This window comes from Companilactobacillus alimentarius DSM 20249 (assembly GCF_002849895.1).
Classification (GTDB): domain Bacteria; phylum Bacillota; class Bacilli; order Lactobacillales; family Lactobacillaceae; genus Companilactobacillus; species Companilactobacillus alimentarius.
The window spans coordinates 2,151,851-2,175,091 of sequence record NZ_CP018867.1 but is presented as its reverse complement, the minus strand read 5'-3'; the positions used below and the strand labels follow the sequence as shown (position 1 = coordinate 2,175,091).

The window sequence follows — 23,241 nt, the reverse complement described above, 5'->3', positions numbered from 1 at the left end:
ACTATTTGTGTTTTTTTGCGTCCTTTGAAGTTCCGAACAGGGTCATTGATTTTTTTAAAATATCATTCTCCAACTTTGTGTCATATAATTCTTGATTCTTCTTTGCGAGTTCCTCGCGAAGTTGATCTAATTCATTCTTGTTTATTAAATGACGTAATTTCTTTTTATCATTTTTCACTTTGGATTTTCTGCCTTTCGGATGAGACTTCAAGGCTTCTATGCCATGTTTATTGAATGCCGTTCTCCAGGAACTAATCTGACACTTGTTAACATCAAATCTGGCGGATACTTCAGCTAAAGTTTCATCATGAGTTTGATAGTAGTTTATCACATCAATTTTAAATTCAGCTGAAAAGCTCCGTTTAGTTTTTTTTCGCTTAAGCGAGTCTACGCCGCTTAAGCGATATTTTTGAATCCAGAAACTGACTTGCCGTTTAGGTAAATTATGTTTCTCTGAGAGACTTTGCATGCTGGTTCTACCTTGGAGGTATTCACCAACAACCTCTGCCTTTAATTTTGAACTGTATTTAACCATATAAAAAGCGCTCCATAACTGTTAGATTTCTTGTCTAACAATTATGAAGCACTTTAATGTATAAAAAAGTATAGACCATATTTTTATTTGCCACAATGAATCTTAAAATATTTAATCTTTTGGTAACGTTTACTCCTATTTAAAATCAATTAACTATAATTATGTTGAATTTCATTTTAACTTTTTGACCAAAAAATCCTATATACATTCGGTAGACAAAACTAGAAATATTTATCATTACTTATTATCTGTTCCCTTTGAGATGGCTTTTCTAATCCAACGTTGTGAAAATCCATAATCTTGTGATAATTTTTTAGCATTGGCTGACTTACCATTAAGAGTCCCCAAATATTTTCCCAATTTCTTATTATCATAAAGTTTCATTGGTGAGGATACTTGGGTCCCGCGAAACTCATGATAAAACTTCATTAATCCCTCTTCACCTACCAAATCGTAAATCGTTTGATAAGTTGGATGTAGTAAATCATATTGAATATTTTCCTTTTCCAAAGCACTATCCTCCCATAACTCTATCACCTTATAAAATAGCAAAAATCAAAGCACTATAAAAATACATGAGGCACTACAAGTTACATGCATAAAGTACTGTAAAAAGTCATTGCACTAAATTAACCAATATTACTAGTCACGTTTCTTCCTATTATATTTAGTTAATTAGCCTATTAATAAAAAATACTGACAACAATCAATTTCTTGATTACCGTCAGTATCTTTTTAAACCACTTTTATAACTTATTTTTCAACCATTCAATATGATTCTTTTCTCGTTCGATAGCTCGAGTCAAAATCAAATAGTGTCCAAAATTATTTTTGATTTCTGTCTCATTATAAAAGACCTCTTGCAAGCGATCCTGCAAATGAGCATACTTTTCCTGATTAAGTTGTAACTCCTGCTTTAACAAAATTTTTAGTAGTGGGTCATTCCCATCACGTACAAAATACAGTTTCAACGAAAACAATTCTTCATTATCCTGCAATGGCTCTTCCATCCAGCTTCGCAAAACTTGATGACCAAGGTCGGTAATCAAATAGTAAGTCGATTTTCCATCGTCCTTATCTTTGACCCAACCATCATCTTTCATCCGCGCTAGTTCGGGATAGATTTGGCTATGTGAGGCGTGCCAAAAATCCCCGACTTCGTTTTTAAATTCCTGACTGATCTGATATCCTGACAATTCACCCTTATTATTGATCAATCCAAGCAAAACGTATGGCAGTATCCGTCTTTTAGGCATAAATTCCTCCAAAAAAAAATGATATACGAAACATTCGTATACCATTTTAATACTATTTATTGATTCGTTTGTAGTTTTCGTCGAAATATTTACCATTTCTGATATCATCAGGCATTTCTTTGTATGGTGCTTCACTAATAACATCTTCGTTATTTTGACCAGCGTCGCCCATGTAAGTGATGTTGGCAAATTCTGGAACAACTAGTTTTGGATAAGTTTCGTATTTTTCACGTGACTCTTCCATTAAATCAATATGCTCATTTTGATATGTGACAGTTATTTCTGGATGTTCCTCAACCCACTTTGGGAAGAAGATTGTTCCGTGAAGTTTCTTTTCGTTAGGCATGAAATCAAGTGCAACGTCTGTTCCAGTTGGTTCTGTCCAAGAAATCTTGTAGATACCCTCTGTTAACATAACGATGTTAGCTTCTTGATCGGTTACCCAACGGCCACCAACCATGCCGCCGTGAATTCGGTAGTCAACGGTGTGGTCGTTTTTAGCGTACCATTCGTATTCCCAACCGTTGTCATATGTATAAATAAAGTGTGTTCCTAAAAAGTCTTCTAAAGTTTTAAATGTTTTTGTCATAATTAAGCATCTCCTTATGTCGTTATCGACAATTAACAGTATATGTCGATATAGACATATAGTCAAGGATTTTATTTTCTCATAATTTAGTATTTTCTTCGAGCATATCTAAAAAAAAATCATAATTCTATGAATTATGATTCCCACTAAAATATATTATGCAAGTCATCCGATATTCCCCTTAAATTACTTGCTTATTAATTAAACATTAAATCAGTTCCGAATAAAATCGGATTGTCCCTATCAAACCCCATTATCATTAATACCATATTAAAATTTACAGACTCTGTACGTATCCTTTTGTTAAATTTTTTAAATATCACTTCAATATTTTTAAGTAGGTCTTTACAATCCTCTTTACTTAAATAAAACCTCATCATCGTTAATAAAACATAAAGATTTGACTCTCTTTGTGATAAATTTATACCAAGATATTGCTCTACAGTTCTTAATTGTGGTCTCTTTTTTAAAATATGATTATATAGTATTTCCTCATGTGCACAAACGTTTCTGAAATCATTAGTGATTTTAAGTATACCTTCTATATCTTGTATTTTTAAATGAATATTAACTTTTTCCTTCTTTAATCCATCGGAATTAAAATACTTACTAAAATCACGTGCTATGCTATTTTTTAATCCGTCATCAAGACAAGTATAAAAATAATTAACATTTCCCAAGGTTAATACATTCATCAATACCCAAAGAGGAACGGTTCCATACTCCCTTAAATAATGATTTATCGATTCATCTTTACTCTTATAAGAAATCGTATTAGACAATGTAGCAATATTCTTTGCAACTCTTAATGTCATTTTCGAATCAGTATTGTAATTATTAAGATTAAAATATGGATTCATCTGCCCTTTAAACTTTTCACTAAAACGATATGAAATTATTGATTTTAAAGAACTTTCGATTTTTAACATGTACTTAAGACAAAGATTACGTAATTCACGGTCAAAATAATATAACGATGACACTTGATCAAAGGTTGTTCCCTTTTTAAATACCTCTGGTTTAATAATTCTCATCGATACTTGATCACGTTCTAAAAAAATATCCTTATACCCATTTATGACATTATAATAATTCTCTCGTTCAAGAACTTTAATTACTTTGGAAGCATCATTTCCAAACGGAATATACATTCCACGATTTCTCAATATTTTTATCTGCTGTCTATAAGATTTAAAAGCTTTGCCTTCATTCATAGCGAGATAACCCTCCGAAAAAAAATAGCCTAGGGCCCGTGGGCTACCTAGACTTGATCTTATAGTTATATATTAATTCCTAACAAGGAAATTATCAACATTTTACATAATTTAATTTTCGTTATTTTTAATAATGTTTTTTATTTATTACTTATTTGATTCATAACTTGTGCTGTAACTGGTATCTCAGAATACTTACCAATATCTTCTTTGCTCATCACAACAGTATTAGCAGCCGAATTAGCCAAATCGGCGAAGGCTTGAATCTGTTGATCTGTGAAGTATTTACTGTCAGCTGAGGCTAACATATCATTTAACTTCTTGATTTCATAAGCCTTGGCGTCAGCTCGAGCAATCGTTGCTTCAGCCTGAGCTTTAGCAGTTGAAACAGTGGCATCGTTTCTAGCTTTAGTTTCAATCTCAATACTTCTAGCTTCACCGTTAGCTTTGGCAATTGCGGCAGTCTTTTCACGATCAGCTCTAATTTGTTTTTCCATTGATTCGGTGATTGAGGCTGATGGTTTCAGTTCATCAATATTAACTCGATCGACTTTGATTCCATAAGTATTAGTTAAATCCCCAATAGCGTTTGCCAAATCTGCATTGATCTTTGAAGTTGAACCTAATGCTTCGTTCAAGTCAATTTTACCGATAATATCATGTAAGTGTCCACGTACCAATTGCACCATTGATTCAACGGAATTACTATTCTCGTATTCGAACTTTCTGGCGTCAGTGACGTGGTAATTTAAAGTAACGTTTGTTTGAACTTCAGCATTATCCTTGGTAATGACCGAATATCCTTTCAATGACAATGGAATCATTGCTAAATCAACTATTCTAACTTTTTGGAACATCGGAACGTAAAAGCTCAATCCAGCGTCTACTTCACGTCGATACTTCCCTAAAGTTTCAATCAATCCCACATGATTTTGTCGTACTACTTTAAATCCAAACAATATTCCCCGCCTACTTTTCTTATTTTAATTTCTGAATCGTCAAGATATTGCCATTAGCCTTAATAACCTGATAATTCACTTTTGTATCAACGGAATCATTTGCCAAAAGGTCATAGCGATAGTAAATACCCTTAACTTCGATCAAGTCGTTTGCCATATTGATCTTATCCCCTCTGACGATAGATCCTACAATTTGGCGCTGCTCGAGGTTATTTGTCGGTACAGCTTCGCTCAACTTGGTGACAATATAATTGTTGACGCTGCGATTTTCACGTGCCGCATCTTCTGCAATTCGGTCGTACAAATCTTTGTCTAGTCTTAATGCAATCATTTTATCTGCCATGGTTTTATTATATCACTTTTATATCAATGTGATATTACTTTAATATGCATTTGATAAACTTTGCTCTATGTGCTTGATAGTTAAATATGCCGTCCTCCACAAAAAACTCGATATGGGCTGGAACGATGTGGGCACGACTTGAAACTACCGCAAAGTACGCGGCATTTCCAAGCTCGGCCTTATTTTAAGCAATAAATTGCTAAGAATAATTTCACATCTGAGCCCAATCGAGTTTTTTATTCCGGACTGAATTGTGGTTTCCATAACAAAAAGGGTCTCAAAAATCACACGCAGTGATTTTGAAGACCCCTTTTAAACAAATTAATGAAGATTTTTAGCAAGGTGAGCATAGTGTTTATATAATCCCGAGTATCTCTCTTTATAGTCGGCCTTCCAAGGCTTGTCTCTTCCACAGAAATGGAGAATGGCGGTGTGGTCAATCACCCAATCAATATCCCACTGCCCATTGCTTTTCGCATAATATAGTGGATTCATTCGGGCATCGTAGTTGTAGACTTCGTCTGGTATCTTCTTAATGTGTTGCCCGTACAATCCATTTAAAATATCCTGATCTGGCAAGAAGAGTGCTAGATTCTTGATTCTGATATAACCATAAATATCTTCTGCTTTGACATATTCTCTTTCAGCTGGCAGGTTCATCAAGATAACTCCTGAATTGAAGTAGCCGTTGGTATCATAATTTCCTAAACGGATTTTGTTAAGGGAGTCGGTCACATCTAGTGCTACGTGACTGGCGGCAGCGTACCAGTAGCCGTCAAAATCCATGTTGTAGAGGTGTTTCAAATCGTTAATCACTAAAACATCAGTATCTAAATAAAGAACGCGCTGGAGGTTTTTAGGCAGGTATTCGTAGGCTAATAAGCGATAATAAATAGTTTTAGGATAGCGGTCAGTCACTGGAGCTTTATCAAAATGAGTATTGGAAACAATGATTGCGTGATAGGTCATTTTGAGTTTCTTACAAAAATTAATTATCCGTTGGGTGTGGGTCAATTTCTTATCTTGGATCACATAGACGGAGAAGCTCTTGGCAGTTGTGTTGCATTTGATGGAATACAAGGTGGTCAAGAGTTGATCGACGACGCGGTCATCAATGGCAAATAGTAGATTCATTTTTATTCCTTCCTTCTATATTTCTGTTTAGGACTGCTTGGTTTATTTGGAATCGTTCGCTCAATTAAATTTTTGTTTAATAATGGCAGAAGAACATTTCTACGAAAACTATCTGTACTTGGTCTTCTACTAAATTTCACTAATTCCCTAGCACTCATAGGACGGGTTAGTACTTTGAGTATTTCAGTTTCCTCACTATTCAGATCAAATTCATCAATATTATTAGTACTTCCATTATATTCTTTTGAGATGCTTAGATTACTTAATCCTTTTGAAGTAATTGGCATTATGACCTTGAAAAACTCTTTATTTTCAATAATCGGAATTGAACCAAATAAGATGGGAGCATATTTAAAAACTTTTTTTAATCCTGAACCTATTTCATCGACTAAACCTAATACATGAAATACTCTAGCAATATTGGGATTTTTTGAAAAAGGGAGGATATCACCGCTTATAATCATTCCAGGATGCACAGGTTTATTAGCATTATATAAAATAATTTCATTATTTCTTATTTCTATTGTTGAAACAAATGGGTTTGAATACTCCCTATGAACCAATAAATTTACTAATACCTCTCTCAAAAGTATTTCACGTAAATTAATCCTTATATCATCCTCCAAATAAAAGGGTTCACTTATATATTTTGAAAAGAATTCCATAACTTTACTATAACTATCTATTAGGTTAGTTTGAATTCTTAATCTGTCATCATACCTTTCAACGTTTTTCACTCTAACTAGGACATCAATATAGAAATACGGAAAAATAGATTTTATTAATTCATCACTACCAAATAAAAGAACACTAGCTGCTGTAAAGCCACTTTTCCCTGTTGTATAATCTTTCTTATACATAGATAGACTTTTTAGAACTTCAAAATCACTCTTATGTTCAAGAATATTCTCTCTGGTAGTGTTATTTACCAAATTTTCCCTTACTTTATCTATTAGATCACTATTGAAATCTGAAGTTTCTATAAATGGATAGATCTTATTTTCGGTATAATCAGATTGTTTTCTATTATAAATTTTCTGAACAAGATTTGTATTATTAGTCACACCGATATCAGCATCCTCATTCCTATCAAAAATCACTCTTTGATTCAATCTATGAACTTGTGAACTATCAGGAACATATATATGCAAAATATATTTATTTTGTATTTTTAATTCATTAACGCTCAAATACAACGGAGGATTTATTTTATTAGAAGATTGGATAGACGTAACAAAATCTTTTTTCATCTGATTCAATCTTTTCTTTTCTATACCTAAAATCTCCCCATTATCTCCAACTCCTAAATATATATTACCCCCATAGGAATTGGAAAATGAGCAAACTGTCTCATAAACACTTTTAGGTATACTACCCATCCCGTCTTTTCCTTGGGCTTCTTTAAATTCTATTCTATCTGATTCAATTCCATTTTTAATTTCCTCAAGTAAATCCTTGTTAATTTCATTTGACATAAATCATTCTCCTTGGGAATTAATGAATATCTTAATAATATTCTGTTACGCATCAGTAAAATATGCAAGTTAATACTTTCATTAAGATATGCCTTGTCTACATAGCATTTTAATTTTTAAATACTATGTATATCTAGTTTATCCTTATCAAAAGCACTAATATTTTAAAAATCACAAGCTTATTTATCATCGCATTAGACTTGGTCTGAGCTTGGTCTGGGCTTGGTCTGGGCTTGGTCTGAGCTTGGTCTGAGCTTGGTCTGGGCTTGGTCTGGGCTTGGTCTGAGCTTGGTCTGAGCTTGGTCTGGGCTTGGTCTGGGCTTGGTCTGAGCTTGGTCTGAGCTTGGTCTGAGTCTCATATAGTGTACAATATATTCACAGTACTTAATTCAACTACATCGAGGGATAACTTATGATACGACCTATCAATCATGACCAAAACTTTCTAAAACAAAAAGCCCAACTGGCAACTAAAAATGATTTACCAATTGTTCAAGACTTACAAGATACTTTGAAGGCCAATTCTAAAAACTGTGTTGGTATGGCGGCTAATATGATTGGTCAAAATAAAAAAATAATTATCTTTTCTTTGGGTATGATGGCAGTAGTGATGATTAATCCTACTATTATAAGTAAGAAGAATTCTTACGTTACTTTTGAAGGTTGTTTATCTTTAGAAGGTCAAAGGCAAACTACTCGCTTTAAAGAAATTACGGTTAAATATCTGGATACTGACTTTCATGAACATATTCAAGAGTTCAGTGACTTTATAGCCCAGATCATTCAACATGAGATTGACCACTGTGATGGAATCTTGATATAAAAAAATGGAAAACCCGAAGGTTTTCCATTTTTTGGTTTTGTATCAATTGTGAAGTGTGATATCAATAAAATAGTTTGCTACGTTAACTATTTCATCTTGAAACGTATTGTTTTCAAACTTATCTTTGTTCTGAATTTCTTTCTGCTGTGGCTTGTTTATCGAAATCTTCTTCTGATGATACTGAAGCTGAGATCTTAGCCAAATGTTCGTATGTTGATGTAACGTCTTCCTTAGCCAATACGGTCTTAAGTCTTTCATTACCCTTATGCATATCGAAAACTGTCCATACTAACAATGCCAATACGGCTGCAATCAATACGTAAGCAATGATGTTTGCTTGTAATGATTGTGCAGATGTGATGCCATCGCCATAGAAGGCTTTGATTTGATCTGGCAAACCATATAGGTTCAAGAATGTCAAAGCAATAACTGACAACCAGCCGAAGATTTTGATCCATGCGGCATTCTTAAATTTGTTACCCATTTCTGTTGCACTATCAGTCATTAATAGTAATGGCAACATTGAGAATGGTAAGGCGAAGGCCAAGAAGACTTGTGAATTATTCATTAAAGTATTCAAAGCTTCGTGCTCATCAATAGCACTCTTACCACTTGTTAACATAACACAGATTAAAACTGGGATAACTGAAATCAAACGTGTAACCAAACGACGTAACCAAAGAGGCATTCTCATGTGAACGAAACCTTCCATGATAACTTGTCCAGTTAAAGTACCGGTAATAGTTGAGTTTTGACCTGAAGCCAAAAGTGCAACGGCAAATAACGTTGAAAGGATACCTGACTTAGCAACGGCAATCAAAACACCATTACTCAAAGTTGAAGTATCTGATAGAGCCTTGTACAAACCGAAGAATGAAGGATCCTCTACGGCACCACTCTTGAAGACGGCAACACCCATGATCAATAGCAAAGCATTAACGAAGAATGCGGCTGTTAATTGGATATTTGAGTCCCAAGCTGAGAAACGAACGTTTTGTGCAACTGAAGCTTCATCAGCATGGTCAACTTTTCTTGTTTGAGAAATAGCTGAGTGAAGGTACAAGTTATGAGGCATAACTGTGGCACCAATGATACCTAAGGCACCATTCAATGGTGTTTGACCACCAATCTTTGGACCAGTTGCGAATGTCTTACCTGTTGGGATCAATCCAGCGAAAACGCCACCCCAATCAGGATTTGATAGAGCTACTTGATATACGAAAACGAATAAAATAACAAGAATTAAACATACAACGATAGCTTCAATTTTTCTGAAACCAATCTTTGTCAATAATAGTAATACCAAAACATCACCAACAGTGATAAATACGGCAATTACTAATGGAATATTAAATAGTAAGTACAAAGCGATAGCACCACCGATAACTTCGGCAATATCAGTCGCCATAATGGCTAACTCAGTTAAAATCCATAAAACAATACCTAATGATCTACTTGTTCTAGCACGGATTGCTTGCGCTAGATCCATCTTACTCACGATGCCTAGTTTAGCGGCCATATATTGTAATAACATGGCAATTAAACTAGACATAAGAATAACTGACATTAGTAGATATTGGAAATTTTGTCCACCAGTGATTGATGTGGACCAGTTACCTGGATCCATGTAACCAACAGCAACTAAAGCCCCTGGACCTGAATAGGCGAACAACGTTTTGAAGAAACCTTTACCTTTTGGTACGTCAACTGTTCCGTTGATCTCTTGAAGAGAAGGACCATTTGCGTACTCGATTAATTTATGCTTTTCAGCCATTATTAATCTCCCCTTAAATTATAATTTCTCTATATATTAGCGAATAATCATCACTGAAATAGGTGAATACTTAGCCATATATGCGGCTTGAGAACCAAAATACTTTCTGATTCCTTTTTTTGAGATTGAACCTATTACTAATAGGTCAGCGTTTGAAGCTGGAATAACATCTTTAACGATGCTCTCGCCAGGATCGCCTTCTCCTATCATAAGTTCAACTTTATTAACTCCGGCGTCCAATGCAACTTTACGATATTCTTTCATATGTTCTTCAAGTTCATTACGTTCGCCGTGAACATAATCCTTTGTTAGGGCTTGATAAACATTCATATCGCCACTTTCCAATATGGAAGTGATAATCAAAGTTGAATTGTCTTTGATACAACGATGCATTGCATATCTAAATGCCAATTGAGCATCATCAGAATCATCGACACCAACTAAAACACGTTCAAATGTGTTATTTTGCTTTGACATTGGTTTTGTCCTCCAATTTATTTTTCTCCCAGACAAGTAACAACTTGCCTTTCCAAAAACCATTCTACCTCATTTTAAACGGATGTAAACTATTTTTTAAGGTTACCTAATAAAAAAGTACATTTGTTATATTTTTATCGAAAAATTTAGAAAGCGATTACTTTCCCGCTATACTAGTTTTCAAGGCTATACTATGTGATATATCATATTTAAATTAACCCCAACTTAACTATTTTAGATAAAATAATTATGTTATATTAAAAATGTTAACGACGGGATTATAGTTGTGAAAATAAGCAATTTATACCACTTGGTCGCTATACTGCCATTTGTAATAATATATAATTGTTATTATTAGGCACAGCTAAATAAATTACTCCCATTACTATCCATGGAGGGATATTATGCGTAAAGAAACACATCAAGAAGTAATCGACGAAGTCAATAACGAAGAGTTCTTAACCAATAACTGGTTAACTTCGGAGGTCTTAGTGGGAATGTATTCAAGAATTTTTACTAACTCTCTACTATTAGATGACGTAATTTTTAAGAATCGTAGAAAGTAAGATCTCAGTACCTTATTAATAAAAAAAGTGGTGAACAATCTTGAACGATCTTAACTTTTTAAGACTAATCTTTGAATTAGGCGGAAGTTTCCAAAACGTCAATAACATTGACCTAGCCGTTAAAGCTAATGTAAGCAAGGCCTCAATCTCCGACCGAACTCAGCATCTATCAAAATTAGGCTTGGTTAAATATACTAAGTATTACGGCAGCAAGTTAACAAAAAAGGGGTTAAATGCCGTTGTCCCATTGATTCAGCAACACCGACTACTGGAGACTTGGCTCTATGAAAAATTAAATATCCCATTAAGTGACATCTATGATAAGGCTACGATTTTGAGTGAAGCACCCGATTTATTACTAATTGATCGATTAAACACTTATCTAGAGTATCCTCAGACTTGCCCACACGGTAACATCATTCCAATTAATAATGCTATTCCTGAATTTTCCAAGAACTCACTACTGTCGAATCAAAATATTTCTGACACTACTTTTAAAATCACCAATTTCACTGAGGATGACTACCTCTTTAAGATTCTCAGCAATATTGATATTAAGCTATCTGATGAGATTAAGATTCTTAATATCAATGATTATGATCACTCGATGGTCATCTTGAATCAACGCAACAATCTCAAACAGATTTTGCCGAAAAATATTACTAAGATGATTCGTATCGAGACTGTCAAAGAGACGCAAAAAAGCGTTTGAGTATGCATGATTTTAAAATCACGCGTTGTCAAACGCTTTTTTTATTTGCTTGCTTTTCTGATCCAACGAGGCGAATAACCATATTTACGTGATAATTCGGGAATTTGCTCTGGTTTTATATCCATTGACTGCAATTTTTTCTGGAGTTTCTTACTATCATATAGACGCATCGGCAATTACAGTTGCATTCCACAATAGTTGTACCGAATTTTCAACATGTTCTCCACGCCAACAATCTCTGCCAAATTTTGATAAGATTCATTCAATAAACTGGAATCAATTTTTTCTTCCATTTCTTCCATTAGTAGCACCCACTTTTTCATTTATAATTATCCTTATCATATAATTAGGGGGTGACATTATTTGTCGTTTTGGTGGAAAGAGCGACATATAATGTCACATATAGTTCTGTATTTTAACTGGTATGGAATTTCGTCCTTCATAACAATACCTAAGCGTGGCGTTATACTGTAACCTTTTGAAACAAAAAAGAGCGTTGAAGCCTTGTCCTTTCTAATGTTTAATCACCAATACAAAAAAGAAGTCTAATCGATCTTGCAACGATACGATTAAACTTCTTTTTTAATTTTCAATTGGATCAACGATTGTTGAGACGACTGACTCTATGGAAGAAACTAGTGGGCTATCTTTTTGAATACCCGCTTTGGCAAAACGATCTTCCCACCATTGACTGCGAATCTTTTGGACTCTTTCAACGATTTTTTTACCCTCAGTTGTCAGATTCAAGATCTTAGTTTTCCCTGCTCCATCAGCTTTACTGAGATAATTTAATTTATCCATTTTATTGATCTCACGAGTTGCCAACCCCTTGTCAATTACTAAAGAACGAGCCACTTGGTTCTGACTGATGTTTTCATAGTCGCTTACAGCTAGCAGAATACAGGCTGCTGTCGGATTAAGGCTGATTTCATTGAACTTCTCCCTCGTATCCTTATAATATTGTCGATGTAAGATCGAAATATCTTGTGCTAAATAGCCAATGTTTTTCATTTACTTTCACTCCATGAAAAGATTTACGTGTTGACAAATCAACATGAATGCTTTACTTTTTACTTATAAATAATTATAGAACAAATCTACACGAAAAAGAGGTTAGATACAATGACAAACCAAACTGGTGCTCAGGCATTGATCCAAACTATGATAAATCAAGGCGTTAAGTATGTCTTCGGACTGCCTGGCGCCAAAGTCGACCGACTCTTCGAATCCCTCGAACACAGTGATGATCCTAAAACACCAAAATTAATAATTACACGCCACGAACAAAACGCCGCCTTTATCGCCGCAGGTATTGGTCGTTTGACTGGTAAACCTGGTATCGTAGCTACTACTTCTGGTCCTGGCGTCTCTAACTTAGCCACTCCTTTAATTACAGCCACGGCCGAAGGTGATCCAGTGGTCGCAATCAGTGGTCAAGTCCCTAGAAACGATATAGCTAGACTAACGCACCAAAGTATCTCAAGTAAAGAGTTATTGAGTGCTGCTACTAAGGATAGTGTGGAAGTCCAAGATGCCAACAATTTGTCGGAGTCTTTTGCAAACGCTTACCAAAATTCTATTACTGCTAAAGCAGGTGCAACTTTCATTTCTATTCCACAAGATGTCCTCAATGACGACGTCGACCGCCCTGTTATCAAACCATTGCACAAGATTCATCAAGGCGGGATGGACAAAGCTATTATCGACAAAATCGTTGAAAAGATCGAACACGCTAAATTACCTGTTATCTTGGCTGGAATGCGTTCCTCAACTAATGATGTCACAGAAGCAATTCATACTTTCCTACGCAAATTCTCAATTCCCGTTGTCGAGACTTTCCAGGGTGCTGGAGTAATCTCGCGTGATTTGGAAAAGAATTATTACGGACGTGTCGGCCTTTTCCGTAACCAAATTGGTGATACGATGCTTAAAGAAAGTGATTTAATCATTGCAGTTGGCTACGATCCAATTGAATATGAAGCTCGTAATTGGAATATCGATCGAACTGGTGAAATTATCAATATTGACGCGGTTAAGCCTGAAATCACTAATGATTATCAACCTGACTTATTAGTTAACGCTGATATTGCTAAAACTTTGAATTCAATTAGTGAACAATTGCCTGACGATATTGACTTGGGTAAAGAAATGCACGAACATCTAGCTGATCAACAGGAGAAATTCACGAAAAAAGATGCCATCCCTGCCAATCATTCTGACAAAAATGGTATCCATCCTTTAGCTATTATTCATGCTTTGCAAAATCAAGTAAACGACGATACGACTGTAACGGTCGATGTTGGTAGTCTTTACATTTGGATGGCTCGTCATTTCAGAAGTTACAAGCCTAGACATCTCTTATTCAGTAACGGTATGCAGACGTTAGGCGTTGCGCTTCCTTGGGCTATTGCCGCAGCTTTGGAACGTCCAGAACAACCAGTTGTTTCGGTTGCTGGCGATGGTGGCTTCCTCTTTTCTGGTCAAGAACTAGAGACGGCAGTTCGTCTTCACTTAAACATTGTCCAATTGATCTGGGACGACGGTTACTATGATATGGTTCGTTTCCAAGAGATCGCTAAATACGGTCATGACGCTGGTGTTAAATTAGGTCATGTCGACTTTGTTAAGTACGCTGAAAGTTTCGGTGCAACTGGTATGCGTGTCGAAAAAACCGAAGATCTTGAACCAATGCTAACAAAAGCTTTTAACACAGAGGGTCCGGTTATTTTACACATCCCAGTTGACTATTCTGATAACATTAAATTGTCATCCAAGTTAGTTGACGATGTCTTGAACTAATCTCAGAAAGAAGGATTCTATGTCAAACACAAATGTCCTCTATCAACACGGAACACTTGCTTTACTAGTTCCTGGATTATTAGATGGTACGATCACGATGAAAGAATTATTAACGCATGGTGATACTGGTATCGGTACAGGCGAAGGACTCGATGGCGAATTGATTATCTTAGACGGTACGCCTTATCAAGTTGACAGTACAGGTTCTGTCAATATCGTCAAAGGCGACTTCACCTTACCTTTCGCTAATATTCATTATGGCAATTATCACAAATTGCTATCTGTTGAAAATATCAGTCAAAAAGAACTCGAGAAAAGAATTCTTGCTCAAACAAGCATTAATACCTTCTTCTCCATTAAAGTTCATGGAACTTTTAAAGATGTAAAAACTAGAGCTGTGAAGAAATCACACAAGCCTTATGACACACTAGCTAAAACAGCTGAAGCTCAAAGTGTCTTTGATCGTCAAGAAGTCAGCGGAACTGTTTTGAGTTACTTCTCTCCTACCGTTTTTGATGGTGCTGCAGTTGCTGGTTTTCATCATCATTTTATAAGTGATAAACATGACTTTGGCGGACATCTATTGTCATTAGGTACCGTTTCTGGTGACGTGGAGATTCAACAGTTCGACACTTTGGAACAACACCTACCAGTTAAAAATCAGGATTACATGGATTTTGACTTTTCCCAATGCGATATTTTAGGTGATATTCATAAAGCGGAATAAGTATCTTCATAATATAAGTAAAAGTTATCGTATTCGATAGAATATAAGTATTTAACTATTTTTAAAAAAGCCCTTACAATTGTTTTGAAAGCAAATTGGAGGGTTTTTTTATGATTAAAGATAAAGTTGTTATTATTACTGGTGCATCTTCTGGAATTGGTGAAGCCACCGCTAAGAAATTGGCTCATGATGGTGCCAAAGTTGTTTTAGGAGCTAGAAATACTGATAAATTAAGTAAAATTGCTAATGAAATAACAGAAGCTGGTGGTCAAGCTGTTTATCAAAAAACTGATGTAACCAAACGTGAGGATAGTCAAAAACTTGTTGATTTTGCTAAAGACAAATTTGGACATGTGGATGTCATCTATCTAAACGCTGGCGTTATGCCAAATTCTCCACTATCAGAACTTAGAGTTGAGGATTGGGACTTGATGATTGACGTCAATTTGAAGGGAGTTCTCTACGGAATCGCTGCCATCTTACCAGAATTTCGTAAACAACATTCAGGTCAAATCATTGCCACATCATCAGTCGCTGGCATAAAAGCTTACCCAGGTGGAGCTGTTTATGGTGCTACTAAGTGGGGCGTTAAAGATTTGATGGAGGTCTTGAGAATGGAATGTGCACAAAATAATGAACACATTCGTACCTCAGTCATCTATCCAGCAGCCGTTCATTCCAATTTGACCAGTCATATTCCTGATAAGAAAGTTGCTCAAGGTGAAGCCGAAGTTAGAGCGCAAACTGAACTTTCAGCGGATAAAGTTGCTAACGTCGTAGCTTTCGCCATTGATACACCAGAAGATACGACTGTCAACGAGTTTACCGTTGGACCTGCCGATCAAGCTTGGTAAAATTTATCTCAATTAATTAAAAAGTAAAAAAAACAGCGTCTTTTCCCGATTTTATACGTAAAATTTAGTTACGTACTTATGGAATAGATACTGTTTTTTTATTGTTAGAACGAAATATACTATAAAACTGTTATCCAGTCCGGAGTAACCAATTCGATTTGGCTCAAATGTGAAATTTACCTTAGCAATTTATTGCTTAGGTAAAGGCCGAGCTTGGAAATACCGCGTACCTTGTGGTAGTTTCAAGTCGTGCCCACATTGTTCCAGCCAAAATCAAATTGGTTACGGAGGACGGAATTCTTAACAAATTTGCGAAAGGACTAAACAAATTCTTCATCACATTTTTTATACAGCAATAATCACACTAGTGTCACCAACACGACTTGCTTGAAGATATTTTCTCCCCATGATTAAATGGGATTGTTGACGCTTAATTCTAATAAGGAGATTTTATATATGACTGATTTATTTGCAGATGGAGCTATCAGCATTCATGGTGCTCGTGAGAACAATCTGAAAAATATCGACTTGGATATTCCCAAGCACAGAACAACTGTCTTCGCTGGTCTGTCGGGTTCTGGTAAATCTTCTCTAGTTTTCGATACGATGGCTGCGGTCTCTCGTCGGGAACTGAACGAAACTTTTCCCAGTTTTACCCAACAATATTTACCAAAATATGGACAGCCGGAATTCGACAGTATCGAGCACTTACCTGTCGCCATCGTAGTTGAGCAAAAGCCGATTGGTCGTAATTCTCGGTCGACTTTGGCCACTTACACTGGTATATACTCAGTTTTACGTCTGATGTTTTCACGAATCGGTAAACCGTGGGTCGGCTATTCCGAATGGTTCTCTTTCAACTTGCCACAAGGAATGTGCCCCAATTGCCAAGGTTTAGGCTTTGTTGACGATGTTGATGGCAGTAAATTAATTGATCCTAATAAATCCCTTAATGAAGGAGCAATGACCTTTAGTGGTTTTCAACCAGGAACTTGGCGTTGGAAGGAATATGGTAACAGTGGATTATTTGATTTAGATAAGAAAATCAAAGATTATTCAAAAGAAGAATATGAGCTGTTGATGAACGCTCCCCGTCAAAAGCTTAAGAACCCACCGAAGCAATGGGCTCGAACCGCTCTTTATGAAGGCTTGATTCCAAGAATGTTACGTTCGGTTATCCACAGTGCCTCCGGTAGACATCATCAAGCGGAATTATCAAAAATCGTTACTCGAAAAGTTTGTCCCGTATGTCACGGAGATCGTCTCAACAAAGAAGCTCTCAAGGGAAAAATTGAGGGTAAAAATATTGCACAAGTTAGTGAGATGGATCTAGTTAATGTATTGAACTTCTTAGACAGCATTTCCGACCCTATGGCCAAAACAATGGTCCGTGAGCTTCGCAGCAAGATTCAAGCATTAGTTGATATCGGTTTAGGCTATCTTTCCTTAGGACGCGGAACTGATACCTTATCAGGCGGTGAAGCACAACGAATTAAAATTGCTAAATACCTAACTAGCTCGCTTTCTGATCTAGTTTACGTCTTAGATGAACCTAGCGTCGGACTTCATCTCCACGACATTCAATTGATCACTAAGTCGCTGAACAAGCTTAAAGATCACGGCAACACAGTCGTCTTAGTGGATCACAATCCAGCAATAATTTCTTCGGCTGACTATGTAGTAGAAATCGGTCCTAAGGCTGGTAAAGGTGGTGGACAAGTAACTTTCACTGGCACCTATCCTGAGTTACTGAAGTCAGATACGATCACGGGAAAAATGTTGCGTGAACCTGTATCCTTTAGAACAGCTCGTCAGCCTAAGTCCTTCTTAGAAGTCAATCACATTACGGCACACAATTTAAAAGATGTCAGTACTAAAATTCCTCAGGGAGTAATGACAGTCGTTTCCGGTCCCGCTGGCTCAGGGAAAAGTACTTTAGTGGATGCTGTAAAACAGTTAGTAGCCGACCAAGACTACATTGATCTGAGTCAAGATTCAGTCGGCACCAACATCCGTTCGACCCCCGCAACTTATTTGAACATTTTAAATCCCCTTCGAAAATTATTCAGTAAAGCTAATAACGGCGTTTCAACCCAACTGTTCAGTTATAACGGTAAGGGCGCTTGTCCTAGGTGCAAAGGCAAAGGTGTGACAATTACCGAGATGGCCTTCATGGACCCAGTCGTTCAAGTCTGTGAATTGTGTCACGGAAAACGTTACAGTCAAGAAGCTTTGCAATATAAATATCACGACAAGGATATTTCTGAGGTACTCAATCTCTCTATCAATGACACCCTGGATTTTTTCCAAGACGTCCCGGCGATTTATCAAAAAGTCAGTTTGTTAAACAAAGTTGGCCTAGGATATTTAAATTTGAGTCAATCAATGACGACTCTATCAGGTGGCGAAGTTCAACGAGTTAAATTAGCTATGGAATTAGACCATACCGGAAGTATCTACTTCTTGGACGAACCCACAACTGGTCTACATCTAAATGACACTAAACGCTTAATTGATTTATTCGAAAGCTTAGTCGATAACGGCAATACTTTGATTTTGATTGAACACAATTTGAAGTTAATCAGTCAAGCCGATTGGTTGATAGATATGGGACCAGACGCTGGAAAGTATGGTGGAAAAATCTGTTTTGAAGGTATTCCTAAAGACAGTTTGAAAGATTCTGCATCAAGAACTGGCGTGGCTTTAAAACAACAGCTTGAAAAGAATTAATGTTTTCATGAAAAAAGATCAGTGCGACAACTATTTTCTTAGTTATCACACTGACCTTTTTATTTAGCAAACCTAATTGAGACCCAGACACTCATCAGAATCAAAATAGTCCCTGCGGCAAAACCCCAAGTGAGACCTTCGCCTAAAATCAGCCAACCTAAAAGCGTCCCTACAATCGGTTGCAACAAGTAGATTAATCCCGATACACTGGGACTGACCATCGTTAAACCCTTGTTCCACATGACAAACGCCATGGCAGTGGACAACGCTCCAACGTAGAGCAAGCAGATTATTATCTTTGGATTGAAGAAATTGACATTGGATAAGGAGGCAATATTTCCCATCACGAATGGTGTTAAGCAAAACATTGCAACTACCGTTGAAATTATCGTTATTTGTAAAGCTGAATAATCGGACAATAACTTTATCATCACGGACATAAACGACCAACTCAAAGCGGCCAGTATCAAGAATAAGACGCCAATCAAAATATGCTTGCCACTCAAGTGGATTCCGACTATCATCACGACACCTAGAGTTGCCATCACCAATGAAACGACTTTAACACGATCTAATTTTTCCTTTAATATTAACCATGCAAAAATTACCATAAAAGTTGGCGTTGAAGAGGTCACAACCGCCCCTGTTTGGGCGCTGGAAAACCAGGTCCCTGTCTCTTGGGCTACTATGGAAAGTGCATAACCGGTCAATCCGGACAGAATAAACCATTTCCAATCTTTTCTTTTGATGTGCCATTTTTCTCTCTTGATCAATGAGAAACCGACTAAAAAGATCAACGCGACTAAATACCTTAGCCAGACTAATTGGAGGGGATGAATCTCTCCAACTACCAATTTCACTGCAACGAATGTGCCACCCCAAATGCTGGCGGCAATTCCTAAAAGAATTGAACCCACTATTTTGTTAGAATTCATAATGCTTAGTCCTTTTATACGGTCTCTGGAACAATAAAATATAATTAAATAAATTATCTTGAAATCTTATTTTTGTAAAAGATTATAGCATTTTCATTCTTAAATAATCCTTAAAACATAAAAAAAGATAAATCCAATTTGGATTTATCTTATTAATTATTATTCAATTTTACTGAAGCAGGACGAGTCCTCTTCAAACGAGTCTCATTTGCTGATGATCCATCGAACTTAACTGAGATCCAGACACTGGCTAAAATCATAAATGAACCAATGACGAATCCAACAGAGATTTGTTCTCCCAACAATAACCAACCTAAAAATGAACCAACGATTGGCTGAATCAAGTAGAACACTCCAGATGAACCAGCACTAACTATTTGAAGACCACGATTCCACATTACATAAGCAACGGCGGTTGAAACAGCACCGATGTAAAGTAAACTTAGAATAATCGTTGGGTCGGCAAAATTAATGCTTGTAAGTGATGACATATCACTTAAAATAAATGGTGTCAGAGCAACAACTGCTACTACTGTTGACATAATAGTAATTTGTAAAGAACTGTACGTTTTTACCTTTTTGACCAAGACCGACATCAAGGCCCAAGCAATAGAATCAAGTACTAGGAGCAATACTCCTAAGATAACATTGGTTCCAGACATCTTTAAACCGACAATCATTACAACACCTAAGATGGCAATGACGACGGAGAGGATTTTAATTTTATTCAACTTCTCTTTCAGGATCAACCAACCGAAGATGATCATAAATGCTGGAATAGTTGATGTAATCACTGAAGCAGTTTGGGCATTAGACAACCCTGTACCCATTTCCTGGGCAACTAGTGAAATAGTATTACCAATGATTCCAATCCAAAAGACTAATTTCAAATCAGACCAATTGATATGCCATTTTTCCTTTTTCATTATTGAGTATCCAATTAAGAATACCAACGCAATCAAGTACTCCAACCAAACTAATTGAATTGGATGTACCTCATTAACGATAATTTTTACAACTACGAACATTGCTCCCCAAATAATTGAAGCAATGGTTAAAAAAACGGATCCGAGAACCCTTTTAGACTTCATGAGTAATATTTCCCTTCGCTTTGATTTCTTATGAATTCATTGCTACTATCCTCTCGAATAGCCGAAATATTACTGCTGTCAACTAACGATAAATACTCACCTTCCTTATGGTTAACATGGTTAAGTATAACAACGAAAAATAATAAAACAACCGCTCTAGCAGAGTAAACGTTTTCATATTACAATTAACTTAAGAATGTACGGAAATCAATTAGATCAACTTTATAGATACGGAAAGGTAACTCTTAATGACCACAATTTATGATTTAGCAAAGAAGACAGGTATTTCCAAATCAACTATTTCTCGTGTCGTCAGTGGAAATGGCTACGTTAGCTCCCAAAAGCGAAAGATCATTCTCGACGCCATGCATGAGATGAATTACATCCCCAATCAAGTAGCCAAAAATCTCCGCAGCAAACACACGAAAAACATCGGTTTCTTAGTTAACGACTACTACCCACTAGTAGGAGAATTGGTAAATTCATTTACACAAATTGCTTCTCAATATGGTTATAACGTCAATCTCTACTTTACTAAGACGTCCGAAAATGAAATTCATACACTCAATCTTTTGACTACTAAAACACTCGACGCCGTTTTCATAGCGCTACGAATCAATTCGTGGGATACGATTGGTTCATACGCCAAATTTGGACCCATCGCTACATGGCAGCGTGTCAAGCACCCCCATATCTATTCCAATTTTATCGACCACTATCCTATCTACTATCGGATTTTAGAGCACCTCGATAAACAAGGATACAAGCACATTGGACATGTCTTATCCGAATATCGAAACGGTAACACCCAAGCTCGAGTCAGAGCCATCAAAAATTTCATCCAAAAGCACCCTGACAGTAAGCAAAGCTACCAGTTTTATCATGGACAAAATGGCGTTGGCGAGTTTGCGGCTATGAGATGGCTTCAGGATAAAAACCATCCTCAGGTTATGATGGCCTTCACGGATTATGTCGCAGCGGAATTTATCGCCACATTAAAAAAGAACGGCGTCAAAGTCCCAGAAGAATGTTTGGTAATCGGGAGCGATAATGGTGAAATTGCACGTTTGATGGATTTTCCAACGATTGATCTCTGCTTTAGAAATCAAATGCACAACGGATTTATCTATCTCTATAATCAATTAAACAGTGCTGATCTTCCATTCGAGAGTCAAAATCCTCGTTGGGTCGATGCAGATTAATTTTTTCAAAATTATTCTTGACATGGGACCAATCCCACACATTACTCTATAACTGTACCAAGAAAGCGATACAAATCGTTAAGCCTGACGATGATAATTTGTGGAATGATTATTATTCGGGGTGATTGTAGATATGTATCGTTACATCACGGTAATTAAACTTACGATTGTAACAGCATAGCAAAGATAAATACCCCTTTATCAAACGTGTTACTAATAGACTTAATACAATCGTTTGGTTTATAAAAATACTTCCCATTATATTCAGCCAATATATGGGATAAATAAAAAGAAGATCTCATCTGAGGTCTTCTTTTTGTCTTTCCACGTAATATTTTAAGAGCAATTAGTTTGTTTAGTTATAACCTACGTTATAACATAATGATATAAAGGAGATTATATTATGGATCAAAAAAGAGCAATCAATATAAAACCTATTGGCAATTCTCAAGGACTAATAATTCCTAAGAATATTTTAAAAGACATGGGAATAAACGACTATAAGAATCAAAAGTTAACTCTTGAAGTCAAAAATCACTCCCTTATTATAAAAAAAGATAACTCTAGTTCTCGTTTAATGGACGAGTTTGGGTATTTACAAAATGAGAAAAAACCTGAAAACAATGAATTAGATTGGGGACAGTCAGTCGGATCGGAGAAATTCTAATGACCAAAGAAGATATTGCTCAGGGAAGCATTTTTATGGTCAACCTTGATCCTGTTATCGGTCATGAACAAGGTCGAAAAAGGCCCGTCATTGTTGTATCAATACCCGACTTCTACAAGTTGACAGGTGAAGTATTGGTTGTACCAATTACCTCTCAATTTAAAAGCTTTGGATTGACTGTTGAAATAAATTCTACTAAAAAAAGCAATGGAATCCACGGTTTAGCTCTTTGCCAACATATCAGATCAATTGATATTAAAGCTCGAACAGGTAAAATGATTGGTAAATGTACAGGCAAAGAATTAAATAAAGTTATTGATATTATTGATAAATCCTTGCATATTTAAAAAATAAAAGCAACATCTATCCTCCATTTTGC

Annotated in this window: 25 protein-coding genes; 10 read left to right on the top strand and 15 right to left on the bottom strand. The window is 36.1% G+C overall.

From position 1 onward, the window contains the following. Window position 1: 1 nt before the first annotated feature. From LA20249_RS10370 to LA20249_RS10330, 9 genes are all read right to left on the bottom strand, one after another. The gene (locus LA20249_RS10370; RefSeq protein ID WP_101836851.1) at window positions 2-535 is read right to left on the bottom strand and encodes a helix-turn-helix domain-containing protein; all 534 of its coding nucleotides are present in this window, start codon (window positions 533-535) and stop codon (window positions 2-4) included. Window positions 536-772: 237 nt separating this feature from the next. After that, on the bottom strand, window positions 773-1,045 hold the full coding sequence (locus LA20249_RS10365) for a hypothetical protein (RefSeq protein WP_057737506.1): 273 nt from the start codon (window positions 1,043-1,045) through the stop codon (window positions 773-775). Window positions 1,046-1,281: 236 nt separating this feature from the next. Next, window positions 1,282-1,791, bottom strand: coding sequence for a PadR family transcriptional regulator (locus LA20249_RS10360; protein ID WP_057737508.1), 510 nt, complete (start codon window positions 1,789-1,791; stop codon window positions 1,282-1,284). A 52-nt stretch (window positions 1,792-1,843) separates the two neighbouring features. Continuing rightward, the gene (locus LA20249_RS10355; protein ID WP_057737510.1) at window positions 1,844-2,380 is read right to left on the bottom strand and encodes a phenolic acid decarboxylase; all 537 of its coding nucleotides are present in this window, start codon (window positions 2,378-2,380) and stop codon (window positions 1,844-1,846) included. A gap of 197 nt (window positions 2,381-2,577) precedes the next feature. Then, a complete protein-coding gene (locus LA20249_RS10350) occupies window positions 2,578-3,594 on the bottom strand; it encodes an Abi family protein (protein WP_057737512.1) in 1,017 nt (338 codons plus the stop codon). A gap of 140 nt (window positions 3,595-3,734) precedes the next feature. After that, window positions 3,735-4,556 carry an SPFH domain-containing protein gene (locus LA20249_RS10345; protein ID WP_186809213.1) on the bottom strand — a complete coding sequence of 274 codons (822 nt, stop codon included), beginning with the start codon at window positions 4,554-4,556 and terminating at the stop codon, window positions 3,735-3,737. 16 nt (window positions 4,557-4,572) lie between these two features. Further along, complete coding sequence (locus LA20249_RS10340) at window positions 4,573-4,896, bottom strand: hypothetical protein (protein WP_057737516.1); 324 nt, start codon at window positions 4,894-4,896, stop codon at window positions 4,573-4,575. 321 nt (window positions 4,897-5,217) lie between these two features. After that, window positions 5,218-6,030: a glycosyltransferase family 8 protein gene (locus tag LA20249_RS10335; RefSeq protein ID WP_057737518.1), complete on the bottom strand. Its 813-nt coding sequence runs from the start codon at window positions 6,028-6,030 to the stop codon at window positions 5,218-5,220. Window positions 6,031-6,032: 2 nt separating this feature from the next. After that, on the bottom strand, window positions 6,033-7,505 hold the full coding sequence (locus LA20249_RS10330) for an RNA-binding domain-containing protein (protein WP_057737520.1): 1,473 nt from the start codon (window positions 7,503-7,505) through the stop codon (window positions 6,033-6,035). Between the two features lie 412 nt (window positions 7,506-7,917). On the opposite strand from LA20249_RS10330, the gene LA20249_RS10325 reads away from it, so the two are divergent. Then, on the top strand, window positions 7,918-8,328 hold the full coding sequence (locus LA20249_RS10325) for a peptide deformylase (RefSeq protein ID WP_057737522.1): 411 nt from the start codon (window positions 7,918-7,920) through the stop codon (window positions 8,326-8,328). Between the two features lie 118 nt (window positions 8,329-8,446). Here the strand turns inward: LA20249_RS10325 and LA20249_RS10320 are convergent, their stop codons facing one another. Beyond that, the gene (locus tag LA20249_RS10320) at window positions 8,447-10,102 is read right to left on the bottom strand and encodes an Nramp family divalent metal transporter (RefSeq protein ID WP_057737524.1); all 1,656 of its coding nucleotides are present in this window, start codon (window positions 10,100-10,102) and stop codon (window positions 8,447-8,449) included. Window positions 10,103-10,138: 36 nt separating this feature from the next. Beyond that, the gene (locus tag LA20249_RS10315; protein ID WP_057737526.1) at window positions 10,139-10,579 is read right to left on the bottom strand and encodes a universal stress protein; all 441 of its coding nucleotides are present in this window, start codon (window positions 10,577-10,579) and stop codon (window positions 10,139-10,141) included. Window positions 10,580-10,983: 404 nt separating this feature from the next. On the opposite strand from LA20249_RS10315, the gene LA20249_RS11705 reads away from it, so the two are divergent. Both LA20249_RS11705 and LA20249_RS10310 read left to right on the top strand, forming a co-directional pair. After that, window positions 10,984-11,145 carry a hypothetical protein gene (locus tag LA20249_RS11705; protein WP_157054426.1) on the top strand — a complete coding sequence of 54 codons (162 nt, stop codon included), beginning with the start codon at window positions 10,984-10,986 and terminating at the stop codon, window positions 11,143-11,145. 40 nt (window positions 11,146-11,185) lie between these two features. Beyond that, entirely contained in the window at window positions 11,186-11,857 is a 672-nt protein-coding gene (locus LA20249_RS10310; protein ID WP_057737528.1) for a metal-dependent transcriptional regulator, read from the top strand. Between the two features lie 176 nt (window positions 11,858-12,033). On the opposite strand, the gene LA20249_RS11700 is transcribed toward LA20249_RS10310, so the two are convergent. Continuing rightward, the gene (locus tag LA20249_RS11700) at window positions 12,034-12,180 is read right to left on the bottom strand and encodes a hypothetical protein (RefSeq protein ID WP_157054427.1); all 147 of its coding nucleotides are present in this window, start codon (window positions 12,178-12,180) and stop codon (window positions 12,034-12,036) included. A 259-nt stretch (window positions 12,181-12,439) separates the two neighbouring features. Next, on the bottom strand, window positions 12,440-12,868 hold the full coding sequence (locus tag LA20249_RS10305; protein ID WP_057737530.1) for a MarR family winged helix-turn-helix transcriptional regulator: 429 nt from the start codon (window positions 12,866-12,868) through the stop codon (window positions 12,440-12,442). Window positions 12,869-12,979: 111 nt separating this feature from the next. On the opposite strand from LA20249_RS10305, the gene alsS reads away from it, so the two are divergent. From alsS to LA20249_RS10285, 4 genes are all read left to right on the top strand, one after another. Further along, window positions 12,980-14,656, top strand: coding sequence for an acetolactate synthase AlsS (gene alsS / locus LA20249_RS10300; RefSeq protein ID WP_057737532.1), 1,677 nt, complete (start codon window positions 12,980-12,982; stop codon window positions 14,654-14,656). A gap of 19 nt (window positions 14,657-14,675) precedes the next feature. Continuing rightward, complete coding sequence (budA, locus tag LA20249_RS10295; protein ID WP_057737534.1) at window positions 14,676-15,383, top strand: acetolactate decarboxylase; 708 nt, start codon at window positions 14,676-14,678, stop codon at window positions 15,381-15,383. Between the two features lie 110 nt (window positions 15,384-15,493). Further along, window positions 15,494-16,237, top strand: a complete 744-nt coding sequence (locus tag LA20249_RS10290; RefSeq protein ID WP_057737536.1) for an SDR family oxidoreductase — start codon at window positions 15,494-15,496, stop codon at window positions 16,235-16,237. 456 nt (window positions 16,238-16,693) lie between these two features. Then, on the top strand, window positions 16,694-18,967 hold the full coding sequence (locus tag LA20249_RS10285) for an ATP-binding cassette domain-containing protein (RefSeq protein ID WP_057737538.1): 2,274 nt from the start codon (window positions 16,694-16,696) through the stop codon (window positions 18,965-18,967). Between the two features lie 59 nt (window positions 18,968-19,026). Here LA20249_RS10285 and LA20249_RS10280 read toward each other — a convergent pair whose 3' ends face one another. Both LA20249_RS10280 and LA20249_RS10275 read right to left on the bottom strand, forming a co-directional pair. Then, a complete protein-coding gene (locus tag LA20249_RS10280; protein WP_057737539.1) occupies window positions 19,027-19,902 on the bottom strand; it encodes a DMT family transporter in 876 nt (291 codons plus the stop codon). Between the two features lie 152 nt (window positions 19,903-20,054). Then, the gene (locus tag LA20249_RS10275) at window positions 20,055-20,993 is read right to left on the bottom strand and encodes a DMT family transporter (RefSeq protein ID WP_057737541.1); all 939 of its coding nucleotides are present in this window, start codon (window positions 20,991-20,993) and stop codon (window positions 20,055-20,057) included. A 248-nt stretch (window positions 20,994-21,241) separates the two neighbouring features. Between LA20249_RS10275 and LA20249_RS10270 the strand changes: the two genes are divergently transcribed. The 3 genes from LA20249_RS10270 to LA20249_RS10260 all read left to right on the top strand — a co-directional run bounded on the left by LA20249_RS10270 (window position 21,242) and on the right by LA20249_RS10260 (window position 23,209). Continuing rightward, the gene (locus LA20249_RS10270; RefSeq protein ID WP_057737543.1) at window positions 21,242-22,195 is read left to right on the top strand and encodes a LacI family DNA-binding transcriptional regulator; all 954 of its coding nucleotides are present in this window, start codon (window positions 21,242-21,244) and stop codon (window positions 22,193-22,195) included. Window positions 22,196-22,598: 403 nt separating this feature from the next. Then, window positions 22,599-22,862 carry an AbrB/MazE/SpoVT family DNA-binding domain-containing protein gene (locus tag LA20249_RS10265; RefSeq protein ID WP_057737545.1) on the top strand — a complete coding sequence of 88 codons (264 nt, stop codon included), beginning with the start codon at window positions 22,599-22,601 and terminating at the stop codon, window positions 22,860-22,862. Continuing rightward, window positions 22,862-23,209 carry a type II toxin-antitoxin system PemK/MazF family toxin gene (locus tag LA20249_RS10260; protein ID WP_057737547.1) on the top strand — a complete coding sequence of 116 codons (348 nt, stop codon included), beginning with the start codon at window positions 22,862-22,864 and terminating at the stop codon, window positions 23,207-23,209. Before LA20249_RS10265 ends, LA20249_RS10260 begins: the two co-directional genes overlap by 1 nt. The last annotated feature ends 32 nt before the right edge of the window (window positions 23,210-23,241 follow it).

Excerpts from the sequence above, each read along its gene's own strand:
- LA20249_RS10370 (WP_101836851.1), bottom strand. The coding sequence starts at position 535 with ATGGTTAAATACAGTTCAAAATTAAAGGCAGAGGTTGTTGGTGAATAC.
- LA20249_RS10360 (WP_057737508.1), bottom strand. The coding sequence starts at position 1,791 with ATGCCTAAAAGACGGATACTGCCATACGTTTTGCTTGGATTGATCAAT.
- LA20249_RS10355 (WP_057737510.1), bottom strand. The coding sequence starts at position 2,380 with ATGACAAAAACATTTAAAACTTTAGAAGACTTTTTAGGAACACACTTT.
- LA20249_RS10350 (WP_057737512.1), bottom strand. The coding sequence starts at position 3,594 with ATGAATGAAGGCAAAGCTTTTAAATCTTATAGACAGCAGATAAAAATA.
- LA20249_RS10340 (WP_057737516.1), bottom strand. The coding sequence starts at position 4,896 with ATGGCAGATAAAATGATTGCATTAAGACTAGACAAAGATTTGTACGAC.
- LA20249_RS10335 (WP_057737518.1), bottom strand. The coding sequence starts at position 6,030 with ATGAATCTACTATTTGCCATTGATGACCGCGTCGTCGATCAACTCTTG.
- LA20249_RS10330 (WP_057737520.1), bottom strand. The coding sequence starts at position 7,505 with ATGTCAAATGAAATTAACAAGGATTTACTTGAGGAAATTAAAAATGGA.
- LA20249_RS10325 (WP_057737522.1), top strand. The coding sequence starts at position 7,918 with ATGATACGACCTATCAATCATGACCAAAACTTTCTAAAACAAAAAGCC.
- LA20249_RS10320 (WP_057737524.1), bottom strand. The coding sequence starts at position 10,102 with ATGGCTGAAAAGCATAAATTAATCGAGTACGCAAATGGTCCTTCTCTT.
- LA20249_RS10315 (WP_057737526.1), bottom strand. The coding sequence starts at position 10,579 with ATGTCAAAGCAAAATAACACATTTGAACGTGTTTTAGTTGGTGTCGAT.
- LA20249_RS11705 (WP_157054426.1), top strand. The coding sequence starts at position 10,984 with ATGCGTAAAGAAACACATCAAGAAGTAATCGACGAAGTCAATAACGAA.
- LA20249_RS11700 (WP_157054427.1), bottom strand. The coding sequence starts at position 12,180 with ATGAAAAAGTGGGTGCTACTAATGGAAGAAATGGAAGAAAAAATTGAT.
- LA20249_RS10305 (WP_057737530.1), bottom strand. The coding sequence starts at position 12,868 with ATGAAAAACATTGGCTATTTAGCACAAGATATTTCGATCTTACATCGA.
- alsS (WP_057737532.1), top strand. The coding sequence starts at position 12,980 with ATGACAAACCAAACTGGTGCTCAGGCATTGATCCAAACTATGATAAAT.
- budA (WP_057737534.1), top strand. The coding sequence starts at position 14,676 with ATGTCAAACACAAATGTCCTCTATCAACACGGAACACTTGCTTTACTA.
- LA20249_RS10290 (WP_057737536.1), top strand. The coding sequence starts at position 15,494 with ATGATTAAAGATAAAGTTGTTATTATTACTGGTGCATCTTCTGGAATT.
- LA20249_RS10285 (WP_057737538.1), top strand. The coding sequence starts at position 16,694 with ATGACTGATTTATTTGCAGATGGAGCTATCAGCATTCATGGTGCTCGT.
- LA20249_RS10280 (WP_057737539.1), bottom strand. The coding sequence starts at position 19,902 with ATGAATTCTAACAAAATAGTGGGTTCAATTCTTTTAGGAATTGCCGCC.
- LA20249_RS10275 (WP_057737541.1), bottom strand. The coding sequence starts at position 20,993 with ATGAAGTCTAAAAGGGTTCTCGGATCCGTTTTTTTAACCATTGCTTCA.
- LA20249_RS10270 (WP_057737543.1), top strand. The coding sequence starts at position 21,242 with ATGACCACAATTTATGATTTAGCAAAGAAGACAGGTATTTCCAAATCA.
- LA20249_RS10265 (WP_057737545.1), top strand. The coding sequence starts at position 22,599 with ATGGATCAAAAAAGAGCAATCAATATAAAACCTATTGGCAATTCTCAA.
- LA20249_RS10260 (WP_057737547.1), top strand. The coding sequence starts at position 22,862 with ATGACCAAAGAAGATATTGCTCAGGGAAGCATTTTTATGGTCAACCTT.